Annotated in this window: 16 protein-coding genes; 2 read left to right on the top strand and 14 right to left on the bottom strand. The window is 40.7% G+C overall.

Annotated elements, in window-relative coordinates; genetic code table 11:
• Positions 1 to 36 precede the first annotated feature (36 nt).
• The 4 genes from secF to LY624_RS07625 all read right to left on the bottom strand — a co-directional run bounded on the left by secF (position 37) and on the right by LY624_RS07625 (position 4,456).
• Positions 37 to 957: a protein translocase subunit SecF gene (gene secF / locus LY624_RS07640; RefSeq protein ID WP_341804233.1), complete on the bottom strand. Its 921-nt coding sequence runs from the start codon at positions 955 to 957 to the stop codon at positions 37 to 39.
• Positions 954 to 2,765: a protein translocase subunit SecD gene (gene secD / locus LY624_RS07635; protein ID WP_341804232.1), complete on the bottom strand. Its 1,812-nt coding sequence runs from the start codon at positions 2,763 to 2,765 to the stop codon at positions 954 to 956. Before secD ends, secF begins: the two co-directional genes overlap by 4 nt.
• 74 nt (positions 2,766 to 2,839) lie before the next feature.
• A complete protein-coding gene (locus tag LY624_RS07630) occupies positions 2,840 to 3,211 on the bottom strand; it encodes a hypothetical protein (RefSeq protein ID WP_135924907.1) in 372 nt (123 codons plus the stop codon).
• Positions 3,212 to 3,409: 198 nt separating this feature from the next.
• The gene (locus LY624_RS07625) at positions 3,410 to 4,456 is read right to left on the bottom strand and encodes an NAD(P)-dependent alcohol dehydrogenase (RefSeq protein ID WP_341804231.1); all 1,047 of its coding nucleotides are present in this window, start codon (positions 4,454 to 4,456) and stop codon (positions 3,410 to 3,412) included.
• Positions 4,457 to 4,666: 210 nt separating this feature from the next.
• On the opposite strand from LY624_RS07625, the gene LY624_RS07620 reads away from it, so the two are divergent.
• Positions 4,667 to 6,409 (top strand): ABCB family ABC transporter ATP-binding protein/permease, encoded by a 1,743-nt coding sequence (locus LY624_RS07620; protein ID WP_445936738.1) that lies wholly within the window; start codon positions 4,667 to 4,669, stop codon positions 6,407 to 6,409.
• A 74-nt stretch (positions 6,410 to 6,483) separates the two neighbouring features.
• A complete protein-coding gene (locus tag LY624_RS07615) occupies positions 6,484 to 7,197 on the top strand; it encodes a YebC/PmpR family DNA-binding transcriptional regulator (protein WP_341804230.1) in 714 nt (237 codons plus the stop codon).
• A gap of 49 nt (positions 7,198 to 7,246) precedes the next feature.
• On the opposite strand, the gene LY624_RS07610 is transcribed toward LY624_RS07615, so the two are convergent.
• The 10 genes from LY624_RS07610 to edd all read right to left on the bottom strand — a co-directional run bounded on the left by LY624_RS07610 (position 7,247) and on the right by edd (position 15,692).
• Positions 7,247 to 8,368 carry a sterol desaturase family protein gene (locus LY624_RS07610; RefSeq protein ID WP_240701210.1) on the bottom strand — a complete coding sequence of 374 codons (1,122 nt, stop codon included), beginning with the start codon at positions 8,366 to 8,368 and terminating at the stop codon, positions 7,247 to 7,249.
• 157 nt (positions 8,369 to 8,525) lie between these two features.
• Positions 8,526 to 8,870, bottom strand: coding sequence for an energy transducer TonB (locus LY624_RS07605; RefSeq protein WP_341804229.1), 345 nt, complete (start codon positions 8,868 to 8,870; stop codon positions 8,526 to 8,528).
• A gap of 121 nt (positions 8,871 to 8,991) precedes the next feature.
• Positions 8,992 to 9,183, bottom strand: a complete 192-nt coding sequence (locus LY624_RS07600; protein ID WP_341804228.1) for a hypothetical protein — start codon at positions 9,181 to 9,183, stop codon at positions 8,992 to 8,994.
• A 144-nt stretch (positions 9,184 to 9,327) separates the two neighbouring features.
• Positions 9,328 to 9,699: a hypothetical protein gene (locus LY624_RS07595; protein WP_341804227.1), complete on the bottom strand. Its 372-nt coding sequence runs from the start codon at positions 9,697 to 9,699 to the stop codon at positions 9,328 to 9,330.
• A 68-nt stretch (positions 9,700 to 9,767) separates the two neighbouring features.
• Positions 9,768 to 10,154, bottom strand: coding sequence for a hypothetical protein (locus LY624_RS07590; protein WP_341804226.1), 387 nt, complete (start codon positions 10,152 to 10,154; stop codon positions 9,768 to 9,770).
• An 804-nt stretch (positions 10,155 to 10,958) separates the two neighbouring features.
• Positions 10,959 to 11,423: a nuclear transport factor 2 family protein gene (locus LY624_RS07585; protein WP_341804225.1), complete on the bottom strand. Its 465-nt coding sequence runs from the start codon at positions 11,421 to 11,423 to the stop codon at positions 10,959 to 10,961.
• 258 nt (positions 11,424 to 11,681) lie between these two features.
• Positions 11,682 to 12,026, bottom strand: coding sequence for a hypothetical protein (locus tag LY624_RS07580; RefSeq protein ID WP_341804224.1), 345 nt, complete (start codon positions 12,024 to 12,026; stop codon positions 11,682 to 11,684).
• A 137-nt stretch (positions 12,027 to 12,163) separates the two neighbouring features.
• Entirely contained in the window at positions 12,164 to 13,168 is a 1,005-nt protein-coding gene (gap, locus tag LY624_RS07575) for a type I glyceraldehyde-3-phosphate dehydrogenase (RefSeq protein WP_193988728.1), read from the bottom strand.
• A gap of 18 nt (positions 13,169 to 13,186) precedes the next feature.
• Positions 13,187 to 13,807 carry a bifunctional 4-hydroxy-2-oxoglutarate aldolase/2-dehydro-3-deoxy-phosphogluconate aldolase gene (locus tag LY624_RS07570; protein ID WP_237118665.1) on the bottom strand — a complete coding sequence of 207 codons (621 nt, stop codon included), beginning with the start codon at positions 13,805 to 13,807 and terminating at the stop codon, positions 13,187 to 13,189.
• Positions 13,808 to 13,841: 34 nt separating this feature from the next.
• Positions 13,842 to 15,692: a phosphogluconate dehydratase gene (edd, locus tag LY624_RS07565; RefSeq protein WP_130150092.1), complete on the bottom strand. Its 1,851-nt coding sequence runs from the start codon at positions 15,690 to 15,692 to the stop codon at positions 13,842 to 13,844.
• Positions 15,693 to 15,889: the final 197 nt, after the last annotated feature.

Raw genomic sequence — 15,889 nt, 5'->3', positions numbered from 1 at the left:
GTGCAGGGTTAAGCCTATTAACCCTGCACCATTCATTTACGGCATCTCCATATAGGCTTTGGTTTTATCATCCAGTGTTTGGGTGTAATTTTCTGAACTTAACCCCAATAGCTGCGGCAAGGTCGCAGCGATACAAATCGATGAGAAGGTTCCCACCACAATGCCTACAAATAACGCGATGGCAAACCCCGTTAATGCAGCCCCTGCAAGCAGCCAAATACAGGCAATGGTCGCAAGTGTTGTGCCTGAGGTGATCAATGTACGCGTTAAGGTAGAGCCAATTGCATCGTTAATTACAACATGGGTATTAATGCGTTGATTGTCTGGCTGAATACGTAAAAGCTCTCTGACTCTGTCGCCAACAATAATTGAGTCATTTAATGAATAACCAATAATAGCCAGTAAACTCGCCAGCACGGTTAAATTAAATTCAAGCCCTAACAAGGAAAACAAACCAAGCACCAAGATTAAATCATGTAACAGTGCAACCACTGAACCTACCGCGAGTCGCCATTCAAAGCGCACGGCAAGATAAACCATAATTGCAATCAGCGCTGCAAATAAAGCTAAACAACCTTGCTCAAAAAGCTCATCACCCACTTGTGAACCTAAAAATGAGCTAGATAATACGCTATAGTCGACGCCTTGCTCACTCAGCTCTGCTTGCCAAGTACTCGCTTTGCTAGCCTCTGGTGCTTCTCTTAAAACAAAGTGATATTCACCCGCTTTACTGATGGCTAATTTACTCGCAACCTCAGGGCTTAACTTTGCCTTTAAATCAGTAATTGTCGTGACTGACGTTGTGTTAATTTCCGTGATGTAGCCACCTGTAAAATCAAGGCCAAAGTTTAGCCCTTTTACAGATAAAACAGTTAAGCTCGCGATGACTAAAATACAGCTTAGCAATAACCCTAAAACGCGCGCTTTACTCGCTGCAGTTAATGTTGACCAACTCATGCTTTAGCCCCCGTCAAATTGGTTAGTTTAATGTAGAGTGTTTGGCTAAGCGCTTTCGAAATATAAACGCCAGTAAAGACACTGGTTAATAGCCCAAGCGCTAACGTGATTGCAAAGCCTTTCACCGGCCCATAACCTATGGCGTATAAAATAATTGCCGTGATCATCGTAGTTACATTGGCATCAAAAATAGTCGTAAATGCTTGGTTATAACCTTGCTCAATCGCTTGATATGTAGGTCGACCTTTACGCTTCTCTTCTTTTATTCGCTCAAAGATAATCACATTGGTATCCACTGCCATCCCTATCGTCAGTACAAGTCCTGCAATCCCCGGTAAGGTCAGCACAACACCTGGCAATAACGACATTAAACCGACTAAAGCCGTTAAATTAAGCAGTAAAGCAATATTGGCAATCAGCCCTAAGCGACGATACCAAAGCGCCATAAATGCAAGGGTAATACCGATACCCAGCATTAACGCTGCTAAACCGTGTTCAATGTTTTCACTGCCTAAGCTTGGGCCTATGGTTTGTTCTTGAACGATGGTCACTGGCGCTGTGAGTGACCCTGCGCGTAGTAAAAGCGCTAAATCGTAAGCTGCTTGCGGGCTTTTCATATTAGTAATGCTAAAACGAGAACTTAAATGCTGGGCAATGTTTGCCACATTGATCACTTCGCTTTTTTTCACAACGTCGCCATTTGCATCCCGTGAGTATTCAGAATACACCGTGGCCATAGGCTTACCTATGTTGTGCTTCGAAAAAGCAGACATCGCATCACCACCTTGCGAATCTAAGCTAAGCTGAACTAAAGGCTTGCCCCATTCATCTTTGCCAACACTGGCATTATTAATGTGATCACCAGAAAAAATCACCATCGGATTTAAATTAACAACGCCACCGCCTTGCACATTAAACGCTTTACCACCTACTTCGACGACTTGATAAAAATCGAGGGTCGCAGTTGCACCGATAATACGCTTTGCTTCAGATGGGTCTTGCACACCGGGTAACTCAATGCGAATGCGCTGCTTACCTTGTCTTTGTGTTACCGCTTCAGTGATACCAAGCTCTTCAATACGACCACGCAGGGTTGTTAAGCTTTGCGCCATAACTTGTTTATTGAATTCGTTTTGGCTTTGCTCATTAAAATGCAGTAATACCGTGGTTAGGTTATTCGTTGTTGATTTAGTTTGCATCAGGCCTTTGAATTGACTTTGTAACGTTGAGACAAGCCCTGCCAGTTGCTCCTCACCGCTTGGTAAAATTTGTAGCTCAACGCCTTCTTTTACTTCACTTGCCCGAATCCCACGAATTTTGTCTTTGCGAAGCGTCAATTTTGTTTGTTGATACACACTGTTTAAGTGCTCTTGCATTGCTTTATCTAGGTCAACATCAAGCACAAATAACACCCCACCATTTAAGTCGAGTCCCAACTTAATCGGTGAAAGGCCAAGCTGCTGAAGCCATTGTGGACTTGTCGCATGCTCAACAATTTTAGCCACTAGCTGTGGGTATTGCGTTTTTATAAAGCTCAACGCATTAGCACTTTGGGTCGGCTCAGCTAATAAAATAGCCAGTTGTGCTTGGCTATCATTGGCTTCAGTCACTTCAAAACCATGTTGATTTAGTGACGTTGTCACACTTTGCAGCGTCACAGTTTGATCTGGCAAGCTAATGTGCAACCAAGATTTGTTAGGGTAAAGGTTAGGTAGTGCGCTAACCGCTAATAAAATACACGCCGCTATCATAGCGACATAACTCATTTTTAGACGACGCCATAGCGCCGGCTTAGATTTATGTGACATACATGACTTCCTTCCGGCATTGTCAGCCGGTAAAAATTTAATTCCAAAAAATAAAAAGTAACGAAGGAAGTCGTTTAGCTATGGTAGGTTGTATTGGCTTTGTACAAGAGGTTGGCGTCTTTCCAGCCACTAATGCGGGATTTACGTTGAGTGGCTAACGCAAACCATGGGATCACACGCACAGCACCTGGCGGCGCTAAAAAGTGCTCTTTTCCCCAATCTTCAGCAAAGAATTCAATCAATAGCTCGTAATCAGGATCAACCTGACTATGATAAAGAAACAATGATGAATTACTGGCAGTTAAGCGCGGCACAAGGGTATCAAACCCCGATGGTTCTACCGGTTTAGGGTGTTCAACTGTATGAGTTTGAGAAATAACAGGGGTTTTAGTCAGCTCGACTTGGAACAATTTAGTCGCAGCATAGTGTGAGTGATTGTCAGGCATAGCCATGCTCTGTGCACTAAAGAACACAGTAAATAGCAAGATAATGACTGAGAAAAACCGTAACAAGAACTGACCAACAAATTAAACGGATAACAGGGATATAATGAGGGTAAAAAAATAAAACACAAGTTATTACTTAAATAAAAGTGACTAAAACAAAAGCGGGCCTAATTAAGCCCGCTTAGTAATTTAACTTTGTCAAACTTCTAATGATGACATGTCGATTACAAAGCGTGAGGCCATATCACCTTGCTTTAATTTATCGAATGCGTCGTTAATTTGGTCCATTTTGATCATTTCGACTTCTGGCAGAATATTATGTAACGCACAGAAATCGAGGATCTCTTGGGTTTGCGCTATACCGCCAATTAATGAGCCAGCAACACGGCGACGCCCCATTAATAACGGCACTGAGTTAGACTCAGCAAGCTCACCTACTTGACCAACCAATACTTGCGTACCATCAATATCCAAAAGCGGAATATACGGCGTAAAGTCGTGTTTTACCGGAATGGTATTAATGATCACATCAAATTGATTAGCATGCGCTTGCATGGCAGCTTCATCACTCGATACCAATAAATCTTTTGCGCCATAAGATAAAACCTGCTGTTTTTTCTTATCACTACGGCTAATTGCCGTAACATGTGCACCCATTGCAGCTGCGATTTTAATCGCCATGTGTCCTAAACCACCTAGCCCAATCACACCAACACGGCTACCTGGGCCGACATTCCACGTACGTAATGGCGAATACGTTGTGATACCCGCACATAGAATTGGTGCACATTTAGCAAGGTCTAAGCCTTTTGGCACGCTCAATACAAACTCTTCACGCACCACAATGTGCTTTGAATAGCCACCTTGAGTGAGTTCACCACTGATACGGTCTTGTCCTGAGTAGGTTCCTACCATCCCTTCGCGACAAAACTGCTCTTCACCGTGATGACACTGGTCACAGCTTAAACAGCTATCAACCATACACCCTACAGCGACATTATCGCCTACTTTATATTTTGTAACGCCACTGCCTACTTCAAGGACACGGCCAACAATTTCATGGCCTGGTACGACAGGATAATGAGTCCAGCCCCAGTCGTTTTCTGCTGTGTGCAAGTCTGAATGGCACACACCACAATAAAGAATTTCAATGGATACATCTTCATCACGAAGTGCACGGCGTTCAAAATGATACGGCTCTAATGGTTTTTCAGAATCATGTGCTGCATAACCGACAGTTTTCATGCTTACTCCTTAATTTTCTTCGTGTTTAACTCATGCATTAACTAATTTGCTAATGCACTGGTGTATACTTGCACTCAGTATAGAGGTAAATCTGCAAACTACACTTGCCTAAAACACGAAAGCTTTTGCCTATTTTTATCAAATTGATTTTAAGAGACCCCCATGCGTGGAATGAGCCGCAAAGAACAGGTGACGAGATCGCCTGATGCAATGAACCTATCACAAAGCATCAAAACACTCTGGCCCTATTTAATGACCTTTAAAGGCCGCGTTATTTTAGCCATTTTGGCGCTTATTGCTGCAAAAGGCGCCACATTGCTGATGCCTTGGGCACTAAAAGAAATAATTGACGCGGTTGATGCGAGTATCAACCCGCTATTAAGCGTTCCAATTGCCTTGCTAATCGCTTATGGTTTACTGCGCTTTGCCAGTGTATTTTTTGGTGAAGTACGCGATGCATTATTTGGTCGTGTTACAGAGCACGCTATGCGCCATATTGGCTTAAAAGTTTTCAAACACTTGCATAGTTTAGAACTTGCCTTTCATCTTGATAGGCAAACAGGTGGAATTAGTCGCGATATAGAGCGTGGCACAAATGGCCTCAGCTTTTTAATGCGCTTTTTGATGTTTAATATCGTACCAACCCTATTTGAAATAATCACTGTAGCGATTATTTTTGCAACCTTGTTTTCACCGTGGTTTGCATTAGTCACATTAATTGCAGTCGCTACTTACATTGCTTTTACTGTGATTGTAACTCAGTGGCGTAACCGATTTATTCGTGAAGCAAATGCTGCCGATAACAACTCTAATACCCGTGCTATCGACAGCTTACTCAATTACGAAACCGTTAAGTACTTCAACAATGAACACTATGAAGCAAACACCTACGACGGCTTTTTAGCTAAATGGGAGCAAGCGAGGCTAAAAAATCGTTTATCGTTACTGGCGCTTAATTCAGGGCAAGCGCTTATTATTGCCGCGGCTATTACAGCGCTAATGTGGCTAGGTGCCAGCTCAGTGGTCAATAAAGAGCTAACAATAGGTGAGCTTGTGATGATCAATGCTTACATGATCCAGCTATTTTTACCGCTTAACTTTTTAGGCTTTGTTTATCGTGAGATACGCCGTGCGCTGACCGACCTTGAAAACATGCTGGGACTGTTAAATCGAAAAGCCGCCATTAGCAATGACAAAGATGCAAAACCATTAAAAGCAACCAAAGCAGCTATCCGATTTGAAAATGTGTCGTTTAGTTACGACAAACAACGGCCAATTTTAAATAACTTAAGCTTTGAGGTTACGTCTGGCAGCAAAGTGGCCATTGTGGGTGCCAGTGGCGCAGGTAAAAGCACTCTAAGCCGCCTGCTCTACCGCTTTTATGATGTGGATGCGGGCAAAATTTATATCGATGAGCAAGCAATCAACACAGTAACACTTGAAAGTTTGCGCCAAGCTATTGCCATCGTTCCGCAAGATACCGTGCTATTTAATACCAGCATTCGCGAAAACATCGCCTACGGAAACCCAACAGCAAGCGAAGATGAAATTGATAAAGCGATAAGCCTTGCCCATTTAGATGGATTTATTGCCAGCCTAGATAAAGGCGATAAAACCCTTGTTGGTGAGCGCGGTTTAAAAGTATCAGGCGGTGAAAAGCAGCGCATTGCAATTGCCAGAGCCATTTTAAAAGGTTCACCCATTTTATTATTTGATGAAGCAACATCGGCGCTAGATTCGCATTCAGAGCAAGCCATTCTCAGCGCGATGCGTGAAGTCGCACAAAGGCACACCAGCTTGGTTATTGCACATCGTTTATCAACAATTACTGACGCAGACAATATTATTGTGATGAAACAAGGACAGGTTGTTGAACAAGGTCAGCACCAACAGCTACTTGCGGCGAATGGTGAATACGCACGAATGTGGCAGTTACAGCAAAGCGAAGAATAAACACTGTTAACTAGTAGGTTAAATGATTAGAATAACCGCTTTATTTTTATCTATAACAAAAAGGCAACACGCAGATGGGCAGAGCTTATCAAAACAAAAAAGACTCAATGGCAAAAACTGCGGGTGCAAAAACCAAAGTTTATTCAAAGTACGGAAAAGAAATTTATATCTGCGCTAAGAATGGTGGTGTTGATCCCGATGGCAACTTAGCGCTTCGTCGCTTAATTGAGCGTGCTAAAAAAGACCAAGTACCAACGCACGTAATCGAGCGTGCAATCGATAAAGCCAAAGGGGGTGGCGGCGAAGATTACGTAGCAACACGCTACGAAGGTTACGGCCCGGGCAACTGTATGATCATTGTTGACTGCTTAACCGACAACAACAAACGTACCTTCGCTGACGTACGTGTTTGTTTTACTAAAGCAAATGCAAAAATTGGTGCGCAAAACTCAGTATCACACTTATTTGATCACCTCGCTATTTTTGTATTTGATGGTGATGATGACGAAGCTGTTTTAGAAGCACTAATGATGGCCGATGTTGATGTAACAGATGTAGAAGTTGAGGACGGTAAAGTGACTGTATTCGCGCCACACACAGAATACAACAGCACGCGTACAGCACTTGAAGAAATGGGCATTACTGATTTCCACGAAGATCTAATTGCTTTTGTGCCGCAAGTAGAAGCACCGATTGAAGGTGAAGACGTTGAAGTGATGGAACGCTTTTTAGCCATGCTAGAAGATTGTGACGACGTACAAAACGTTTACCACAACGCACAATTTTAATGTCATATTATTTAACGGCTAATAGTTTAGCCGTTAAATAACCTAGCGATTACTTTTGTTTTTTAAAAGGAAATAGCTGCTGCCTAAGCATGCCTTCAGGCATGTAGTCACCAACCACCCCGTATTTATCGGGCCATTCAGCTTGGCCTTTTACAGCGGTACCTAACAAATAATCTAAAAACGAAAAGTGCGCGGCATAGTTTCTGTCGATGGCTGCTTTATCTGAAGAATGGTGCCAATGATGAAATTGTGGTGTAACAATCACATACCTTAACCAGCCAAATTTCACTCTTACGTTAGCATGGTTAAACACAGCCTGAAAACCGACAATAATCACATAAAGGCTAATCACTTCAGATGGAAAACCTAATACAAAAATCGGTGTGAGCACTAAACTTCGGGTGACTAAAATTTCTAAAATATGCTGTCGAGAGCCTGCCAACCAATCCATTTCTTTTGCACTGTGATGTACAGCATGAAAACGCCAAAGCAGTGGCACTTCATGATAAGCACGATGCACAAAATACTGCATTAAATCGGCTACTAAAATAATCAAAAACAGTTGTAAAAGAAACGGCATTTGTACAATAAAGCCTTGCACAGTCTCTGATACCGCCCAACCAAATGCATGATGCACAAACTGGTTAGTAGCAAGCAGTACAAAACCGATAATTAAATGATTTACAAAGAAATGGTTCAAATCGCCTTGCCACTCAGAGCGGAGGATCTTTTGCTCCTTACGATGCGGTAAAAGCTTTTCTATTAAGATAAAAATGAGTGTAGAGCCAAGTAAATCAAGAATAAACCAATCAAGCCCTAAATACGGCGTGTTATCTCTGAAGTCGCCCACTTCAACATTCGGCCCGCCAAACGCAATTGCCACAACTATAAAAAACCAAGCCGTTGCACCGAGCCGTTTATTAGTATTACGAACAAAATTCAAGAGCCCTAAACTGCCCGAAATAATTAATGCCACAAACATTAGCTGACGTAAAAACTCAACACTGTAATTTTGTCTGAGCTCTGGCGTCGTTAAGTACTCAGGAAAGTGAAACGCTAAAACCCCTAAACAGGATAAAATAGCCAAAAAGCACGCAATATAGCCACTAATATTGCCTTCACCGATCTGGAATTGTTCAGCGCGGAACACTCGTTGCGAAAGACGAGACATAACACAAAAATCCATTTAAAAATTTATCGCAGCATAGCACAGAAGCTTTTAGGAAAAAAATATCAGCTAACTCTGCGTAATTATATGTACACAACTCATTGATATTAATGTCATAAAGCCTAAAAAATTGGTTTTTAGTGATACAATGCTTAATCAATTAACCTAATTTAAAATCTAATTGCACTTGAAGGTCTTTTTGCATTACTGCAACACCGTTTTCAACTTTAGGTGCATATTTCCAATTAGATAGGGCCTTAATCGCAGCTTTATCAAAGATGTGTTCAGGCACAGAGTTCAAAACGTGAATATTAACTGGTTCACCATGTTCACTAATATCGAAACTCATTTGAACATAGCCTTCAATTCTATTACGTACAGCATGAATTGGATAAGTTGGATTTGCTGTTTTTTGCAGAACTGCATGAGGCCTTTCTGGCTGTGGTGTTGATGAACACCCCATAAATAAAACGAATGATATTGACGTTAAAATTGAATATTTCATTAAAATCCTTTTGTATAGCTGACGACTGCGCTAATCAATAACTTTGATTTAATACTATCACTCACAGCAAACTTGATTTCAACTTAAAAGTGCCATAGCAGAATGACTTTTAAACAACTTTCTATGGTGAATCTTCACCTGACCTTTTTTCATTTTTAAAGCTGTTTGGTGAAAGGCCTTCTTTAATTATTTTATCTAACTCAGCTCTTTTCTTTGAGTCATCACCGTTCTCATGTTGATCCAACCTTCTTTCTTCAGCCTTCGCTAGGTTTTTTAGCGAAGGCTGAAACATTGACATTATTTCTATGCTCACAATATACCTCCATGCATTAATTGCAGTTGTAATTATTACTGTAGATATAAGGGCAATGGGATAAATTCCAAGTTACTCAAACGTTAACCATTGCTATAACGCATTGCCAATCTGCTTGAGTTGTTTGTCATGTACATGACACTATTACTTTTCAAGAAGACCTTGTTTTTTTAGTTCGGAAGTAATGGCACCATCTGTTCGTCCGTGAATTTCTGCTAACTCCTTAATTTCTTTTCCTGATGAAAACTTTTGTGCTAATTCAGCACGCTGTTGGTCTGTCCACGGTAGTCCAGCATTTTTAGGCAAACCATTTTCGATATTTTCTGCTTGCTTTTGTTCTGGTGTCTTTTTCACTTTAGGAGCTTTCTTTGGCAGATTTTTTACTAAATCAAGCGTAGTAAATAATGCTCTAATTACATCTGGATGATTGTATGGAGACTCACTAGGAAGAAGTTCACCTGTTATTGGATCAATGCCATTCGCTAAATCTGCAACTATTTTTAAATGTGTATCCATCGTTTTAATTTTTTCCTTTCAGCCCGCACAAGCAGTACAAGAAATATATGGCTTAAATTATGAGCTTGTTAAATGCACTTGTTTATTTCAGCAAGCCCAAGATCAATATTAGCAACAATATAACCATACTCTTTTTTAGATATATATTTGGATTGGAAATGTTGCTTTGCTAGCTCATGAGTCCAAGCTTCACCACAGGGCGCAGCAGGAATCGTAGTATCAATTTTTAAAAGGTGACTTTCCTTAATCCTGCCACCTTTTTTAACAATACTTTTAGCGCAAAGGCTTAAAGCATATTCAACGGCAAATTTATCGACACTTGGCATGCCAATAAATTCAACGTCACAACCAAGCCTTTCACTACCCTCACTATCAACATAATAAAGCTGACCAGACGTTGTACACGCGGAACAAATAAAGATTAAACTGAATAAAAAGATACGCCTAATGTTCAACAGAACTCCCTGTAGACAAAACATTTTAATATTTGTGCTAGATAGCTTGTGTTGCATAATCGCTTATTGGACTGAGCCACTACCTGCTCAGTTTGTCAGAGTGGGTGCTGTGCTTGGGGTTTACTTATAAAAAGCTTTTTAGAGGCTCTAACTCACCTAGCTAATTTAAATTTGCTTAGCTCATATTTAAGCTTTCTCTGCATTAGTCAGCGTTTATTGTGTATCCATTACAACTACATTTGGCTAAATAAGCAATTATATTTTTACACATATACAGTGACTACTAGCCTGAACAATTAGACACGTAAAATAATTGATTTTCAGTAGCAACCTTAGCTATTAACGATGGATGATAACGACCAGTTATGGGGAAGAAAAGGCTTAGCTGAAATTAGCGAAGAATGAGCACAAGATAAGCTTCTTTTCGCCTCATCCCAAACCATATGTTATACAGCATTACTCGACAAACTCAATTGTTGCATTTGCCAATTTAAGGTCACTAAGCAAGCCTATTACGTTGTTAGCATTACATAAGTCGAACTCAACAACTCCATTTTTTAAAAGCTCATCAGTAATTAACTTTGAGGCTTTAAATCAAATGGAGTGTTTAAGTTAAAGGCTCTGTCCATAGAAATTTTTTTAAGGTTTTCGGAGCCTGTAATTCTTATTTTTGACATATGCACTTTCTCAATAACATACCAACGCATAATAAGAGAAGTATTAATGTTAGCTAAAATCGATTAGTAACGAACATCTGTCCAACATTTAGACGCCCTTATCCTTTATCATCTTGATAGGTAAATATTAGCCGTGATGTCGGCGAATGTGTTTAATTAAGCCTAATTTATCAAACTCAAGTGAAACAATATTGGTTTTATTGTACTCGATAGTTTTGTCTAAATGAGCAGGCTTAACTTTGCCTAATTCAGTCATTTTTACAAAAACGACATTAGCGCCAACCATTACCTCATTTATTTCTATTGAACTAAAGATAACTTCATCATTTAGCTTACTAACCATATCCTCTCGGAGTTTTGATTTATCTGTATAAACAAATTTGAATTTGACGTGTTCATCAATAAAATCATCGGCTAGCAACGAGATAAAGTAGTCTATTTCTTTAGTTGTCGCGTTGGGCTGTTGACGCGCATTTTTTGCTGCTACAAATGTTTTAGCTTTCTCAATTAATTGTTCTGAGGTGAATGTGTCTTTTGCACTACCAGAAAATGACAGAAGAAAACAAATTAATATCAATATAGATTTTTTCACGAAACTCACCTTGTATGTTTAGACATAATAGCTTTCAGATGGTATTAGCCTCAGCTTTTTTATACGTTAGCTTAGTACGAAGCCAGCGAAAAAATTATCAAAATACGACTTTTAAAAATTAAATTACACATAACTATTAGGAATCACAACTGTTTAGGCTACACTAGAATCGTGAATATATAAGTAGAAAATACCGCCGCGGTAATGAGTAAAGCTACTCACAAGATATTCTTCATTGTCTTTCCTTTGCCATTAAAATTAGCCATAAAATTCTACTTCAGTTTGTACACCGAATGGTAAAATAAATTCTCTAAATTCTGGGTCGCCTTTTTGTGCCTTTGGATATTTAAGCTGGTACATATTCTTTTTAAACATATTTAAGAATTGCTTGTTTTGTAATTTGTTATCCAACACACTGACTTTCACAACATTACCCGCTTGATTAACCATCATCATAAATAAAATTTTATTATCTGAGCGTCTAAATTCGTCTTTTGCTTGTGATATCACGTCTTTGGGAATAGTAAAGCCTGGTAAGTTACTCTGTTCTGTTGATGAGCAGGCCACTAAAAATAAGCATACGAGTATTAAAAATTTATTCATTATCTGTCCCTAAAAATTAAAGGGACAAGATACTGTGAATAAATGCTTTTATCCAGTAAAAACCAAAAAAGCCACGATGAACGTGGCTTTGTTGGATAAAGCTTAAACTTTTACTGATCTGTTATAAGAACCTAATCTTATAAGAACTGACCTAGCGCTTTAACTTGGTCTAACATGCGGTTTGAGAAACCCCACTCGTTATCGTACCAAGCCATAACTTTAACAAGCTTACCATCTACTTTAGTTTGTGTAGAATCAAAGATTGAAGACGCTGGGTTGTGGTTAAAGTCGATAGAAACAAGCGGTAGCTCGTTATACTCAAGAATACCTTGCATTGCACCTTCTGATGCTGCTTTAACTACTTCGTTGATTTCTGCTGCAGTTGTTTCACGCTTAGCAACGAACGTTAAGTCTACTAAAGAAACGTTGATTGTTGGTACACGTACTGCCATGCCGTCAAGTTTACCCGCAAGTTCAGGAAGCACTAGGCCAACTGCTTTAGCAGCACCTGTTTTAGTTGGGATCATCGACTGAGTTGCGCTACGTGCACGGTATAAGTCTGGGTGATAAACGTCAGATAAGTTTTGATCGTTTGTGTAGGCATGAATTGTCGTCATGCTACCTTGCTCAATACCTACTGTGTCGTTGATTGCTTTTGCAATCGGCGCTAAACAGTTTGTTGTACACGATGCGTTCGAAATGATGTTGCTGTCAGCGTTTAATACGTCGCTGTTAACACCATGAACAACGGTTGCATCCATGTCAGTACCAGGCGCAGAAACGATTACTTTTTTAGCACCTGCTTCAATGTGTTTAGCCGCTGCTTCACGTGAAGTGAATAAACCTGTACATTCTAAAACGATATCTACGTTTAATGCTTTCCAAGGCAGGTTTGCAGGATCACGCTCTTGCGTAAGCGTAATTTCATCATTACCAATTAGCATGGTGTTTTCAGCAAGTGTTACTTTTTGAGAAAATTGACCGTGTACTGAGTCAAATTGAGTTAAATGCGCGTTAACATTTGCTGGTGCTAAATCGTTGATTGCAACGATTTTGATTTCGTTGTTTTGAGCTGACTCGTAAAGAGCACGTAATACGTTACGACCGATACGTCCATAGCCATTAATTGCAACATTAATCATTCTAATATCTCCCGTTAATTATTTTACTTCACTTGCTTGGCGAGCAAGCGCTTCAATGGCTTGCCAGTCTTTGTTTTCAATAAGTTGTTTATCTAACATCCAAGTACCACCTACGCAGATAACGTTTTTAAGTGCGAGGTAGTTAGGCGCTGTTTCAAGGCTAATGCCACCCGTAGGGCAAAAAGTTACTTGTGGTAAAGGACCACCAATTGATTTAAGCATTGCAGTGCCACCCGCCGCTTCTGCAGGGAAGAACTTTAAGAACTTAAAGCCATGGCTTGCTAATTTCATTACTTCACTTGGTGTTGCAGCACCAGGCAAAAATGGAATATCAGTCTCTTTAGCCAGTGCTAATAATTCGTCGTTTACACCTGGGCTAACCATGAAATCAGCACCGGCTTCAACAGATGCATTAAATGTCGCTTTATCAACCACGGTACCTGTACCAACGTATGCTTCTGGTACGGCTTCTTTCATTAGCTTTACAGCTTCTGCCGCAATCGGCGTACGTAAAGTAATTTCTAATGCTTTCAAGCCACCGTTATAAAGCGCACGTGCAAGGGGGGCTGCATCTTCAAGTTTTTCGATAACAACAACCGGTACCACAGGTGCCGATGATAAAATTTTCTCAATGCTCATTGTATGTTCCTCATAGCCCAGTAACGGCGTATTATTATTCTAAACCAAAGGCACTTGCGCCAAGGTCTGCACTACTTACTATATTTCTGAAACCTGCAAATAACTCTCGGCCTGTACCGTATGTTTGGCTTGGCTGGCTAAGTTGTAATTCACGTTTTGCTAATTCTTCATCGCTTACGTGTACTTTCAATACACCCGCTGGTGCATCCAGAGTCACTAAATCACCTTCGTGAATTTTAGCGATTACCCCACCTTCAACCGCTTCTGGTGCTAAGTGGATAGCAGCAGGAACTTTACCTGATGCGCCCGACATACGACCGTCTGTAACAATCGCCACTTTGTAGCCTTGGTCTTGCAGCGTTGCCATTACTGGCGTTAATTTGTGAAGCTCAGGCATACCTTTCGCTTTTGGACCTTGCTCTTTAATTACAGCGATAAAGTCTGTGTTTAATTCACCGCGGCTATACGCTTCTTGTAACTCACCTTGTGAGCTAAATACTTTAGCTGGTGCAGATACAATTTGATGTGACTCAGCCACCGCAGAAACTTTGATAACGGCTTTACCAAGGTTACCAGTTAGAAGCTGTAAACCACCCTGCTTGCTAAACGGGTTATCAATCGGACGTAACACTTCTTCATCGTGTGACTTTTCAGGGCACGCCACCCATTTAACTTTGCTTGGGCCTGTACTGTTTGTCATGATCACTGATGAGTCTTTATCTAACATTGGCTCTGTGGTGTATGCTTCTAGGCCATCACCCACAATGGTTTTCACATCGTTATGTAAATAACCTTTGCTAAGCAGTTGCTTCATTAAGAAGCCCATACCGCCGGCAGCTTGGAAGTGGTTCACATCTGCTGAGCCATTCGGGTAGATACGCGTAAGAAGTGGCACAACTTCTGATAAGTCAGCCATGTCTTTCCAAGTAAGAATTACACCCGCTGCTTTCGCAATAGCCACTAAGTGGATTGCGTGGTTCGTTGAGCCGCCTGTTGATAACAAGCCAACTAAACCATTAATAATCGTTTTTTCACTCACTACATCAGCAAGGCAGTTAGCGTCTTTTGTATCAATTAACTGCTTTAACATGGTTTCGACAGCATGACCTGTTAAACCATCACGTAGTTCTGTGTAAGGGTTAATGAATGAGCTACCCGGTAAATGTAGACCCATGATTTCCATTAACATTTGATTCGAGTTTGCGGTACCGTAGAAAGTACATGTACCGGCACTGTGATAAGACGCGCTTTCAGCTTCTAATAACTCTTCACGACTTACTAAGCCTTGTGCAAACTTTTGACGAACACGGGCTTTTTCTTTATTTGGGATACCCGATTGCATTGGACCTGCAGGTAAGAAATACGTTGGTAAATGACCAAATGATAAGGCACCAATTAACAGTCCAGGGACAATTTTGTCACACACACCTAAACAAAATACACCATCGAACACATCGTGTGATAAAGAAACCGCAGTAGACATTGCAATCACATCACGTGAGAACAATGAAAGCTCCATACCGTCACGGCCTTGAGTAACACCGTCACACATTGCAGGCACGCCACCAGCAACTTGTGCTGTTGCATCGTACTTGGTAGCAATAGTTTTTATTAAATCAGGGTATTCTTTGTAAGGCACATGCGCAGAAAGCATATCGTTGTAAGCATTAATAATCGCTAAATTTGGTTGCTCATCTGCTTTTAAACGAGCTTTGTCATCGCTGCTACAAGCAGCCATAACGTGTGCAATATTACCGCAACCTAAGCCGGCACGTACTCTTGTTTGTTTTTTTGCGTGCGCGATACGATCTAAATAAGCTTGGCGGGTCTCTTTACTACGTTCAATAACGCGTTCGGTGACTTCTTGGATACGAGGATGCAACATATAAATTCGACTCATCTCTATAGTTAGAGGATAAAGGCTCAGTGACAATTACAGACTCCACGAAAATAATTGCACTGAGCATCTTTGATTTACCCGTTCAAAGGTACGCTGACAGGCTGTCTCTCACAACCAACCTGACACCGGTGTCACTGTATTAACTCATGACTGTGACACCGGTGTCAACCTTATCTGTTAAA

This window comes from Pseudoalteromonas sp. N1230-9 (assembly GCF_032716425.1).
GTDB lineage: Bacteria > Pseudomonadota > Gammaproteobacteria > Enterobacterales > Alteromonadaceae > Pseudoalteromonas.
Note: the sequence above shows the minus strand (reverse complement) of the source record. Positions and strands in the feature narration are given on the sequence as shown.

Coding starts and splice junctions, on each gene's coding strand:
- secF (WP_341804233.1), bottom strand. CDS start 957: ATGAGTTGGTCAACATTAACTGCAGCGAGTAAAGCGCGCGTTTTAGGG.
- secD (WP_341804232.1), bottom strand. CDS start 2,765: ATGTCACATAAATCTAAGCCGGCGCTATGGCGTCGTCTAAAAATGAGT.
- LY624_RS07630 (WP_135924907.1), bottom strand. CDS start 3,211: ATGCCTGACAATCACTCACACTATGCTGCGACTAAATTGTTCCAAGTC.
- LY624_RS07625 (WP_341804231.1), bottom strand. CDS start 4,456: ATGAAAACTGTCGGTTATGCAGCACATGATTCTGAAAAACCATTAGAG.
- LY624_RS07620 (WP_445936738.1), top strand. CDS start 4,667: ATGAACCTATCACAAAGCATCAAAACACTCTGGCCCTATTTAATGACC.
- LY624_RS07615 (WP_341804230.1), top strand. CDS start 6,484: ATGGGCAGAGCTTATCAAAACAAAAAAGACTCAATGGCAAAAACTGCG.
- LY624_RS07610 (WP_240701210.1), bottom strand. CDS start 8,368: ATGTCTCGTCTTTCGCAACGAGTGTTCCGCGCTGAACAATTCCAGATC.
- LY624_RS07605 (WP_341804229.1), bottom strand. CDS start 8,870: ATGAAATATTCAATTTTAACGTCAATATCATTCGTTTTATTTATGGGG.
- LY624_RS07595 (WP_341804227.1), bottom strand. CDS start 9,699: ATGGATACACATTTAAAAATAGTTGCAGATTTAGCGAATGGCATTGAT.
- LY624_RS07580 (WP_341804224.1), bottom strand. CDS start 12,026: ATGAATAAATTTTTAATACTCGTATGCTTATTTTTAGTGGCCTGCTCA.
- gap (WP_193988728.1), bottom strand. CDS start 13,168: ATGATTAATGTTGCAATTAATGGCTATGGACGTATCGGTCGTAACGTA.
- LY624_RS07570 (WP_237118665.1), bottom strand. CDS start 13,807: ATGAGCATTGAGAAAATTTTATCATCGGCACCTGTGGTACCGGTTGTT.
- edd (WP_130150092.1), bottom strand. CDS start 15,692: ATGTTGCATCCTCGTATCCAAGAAGTCACCGAACGCGTTATTGAACGT.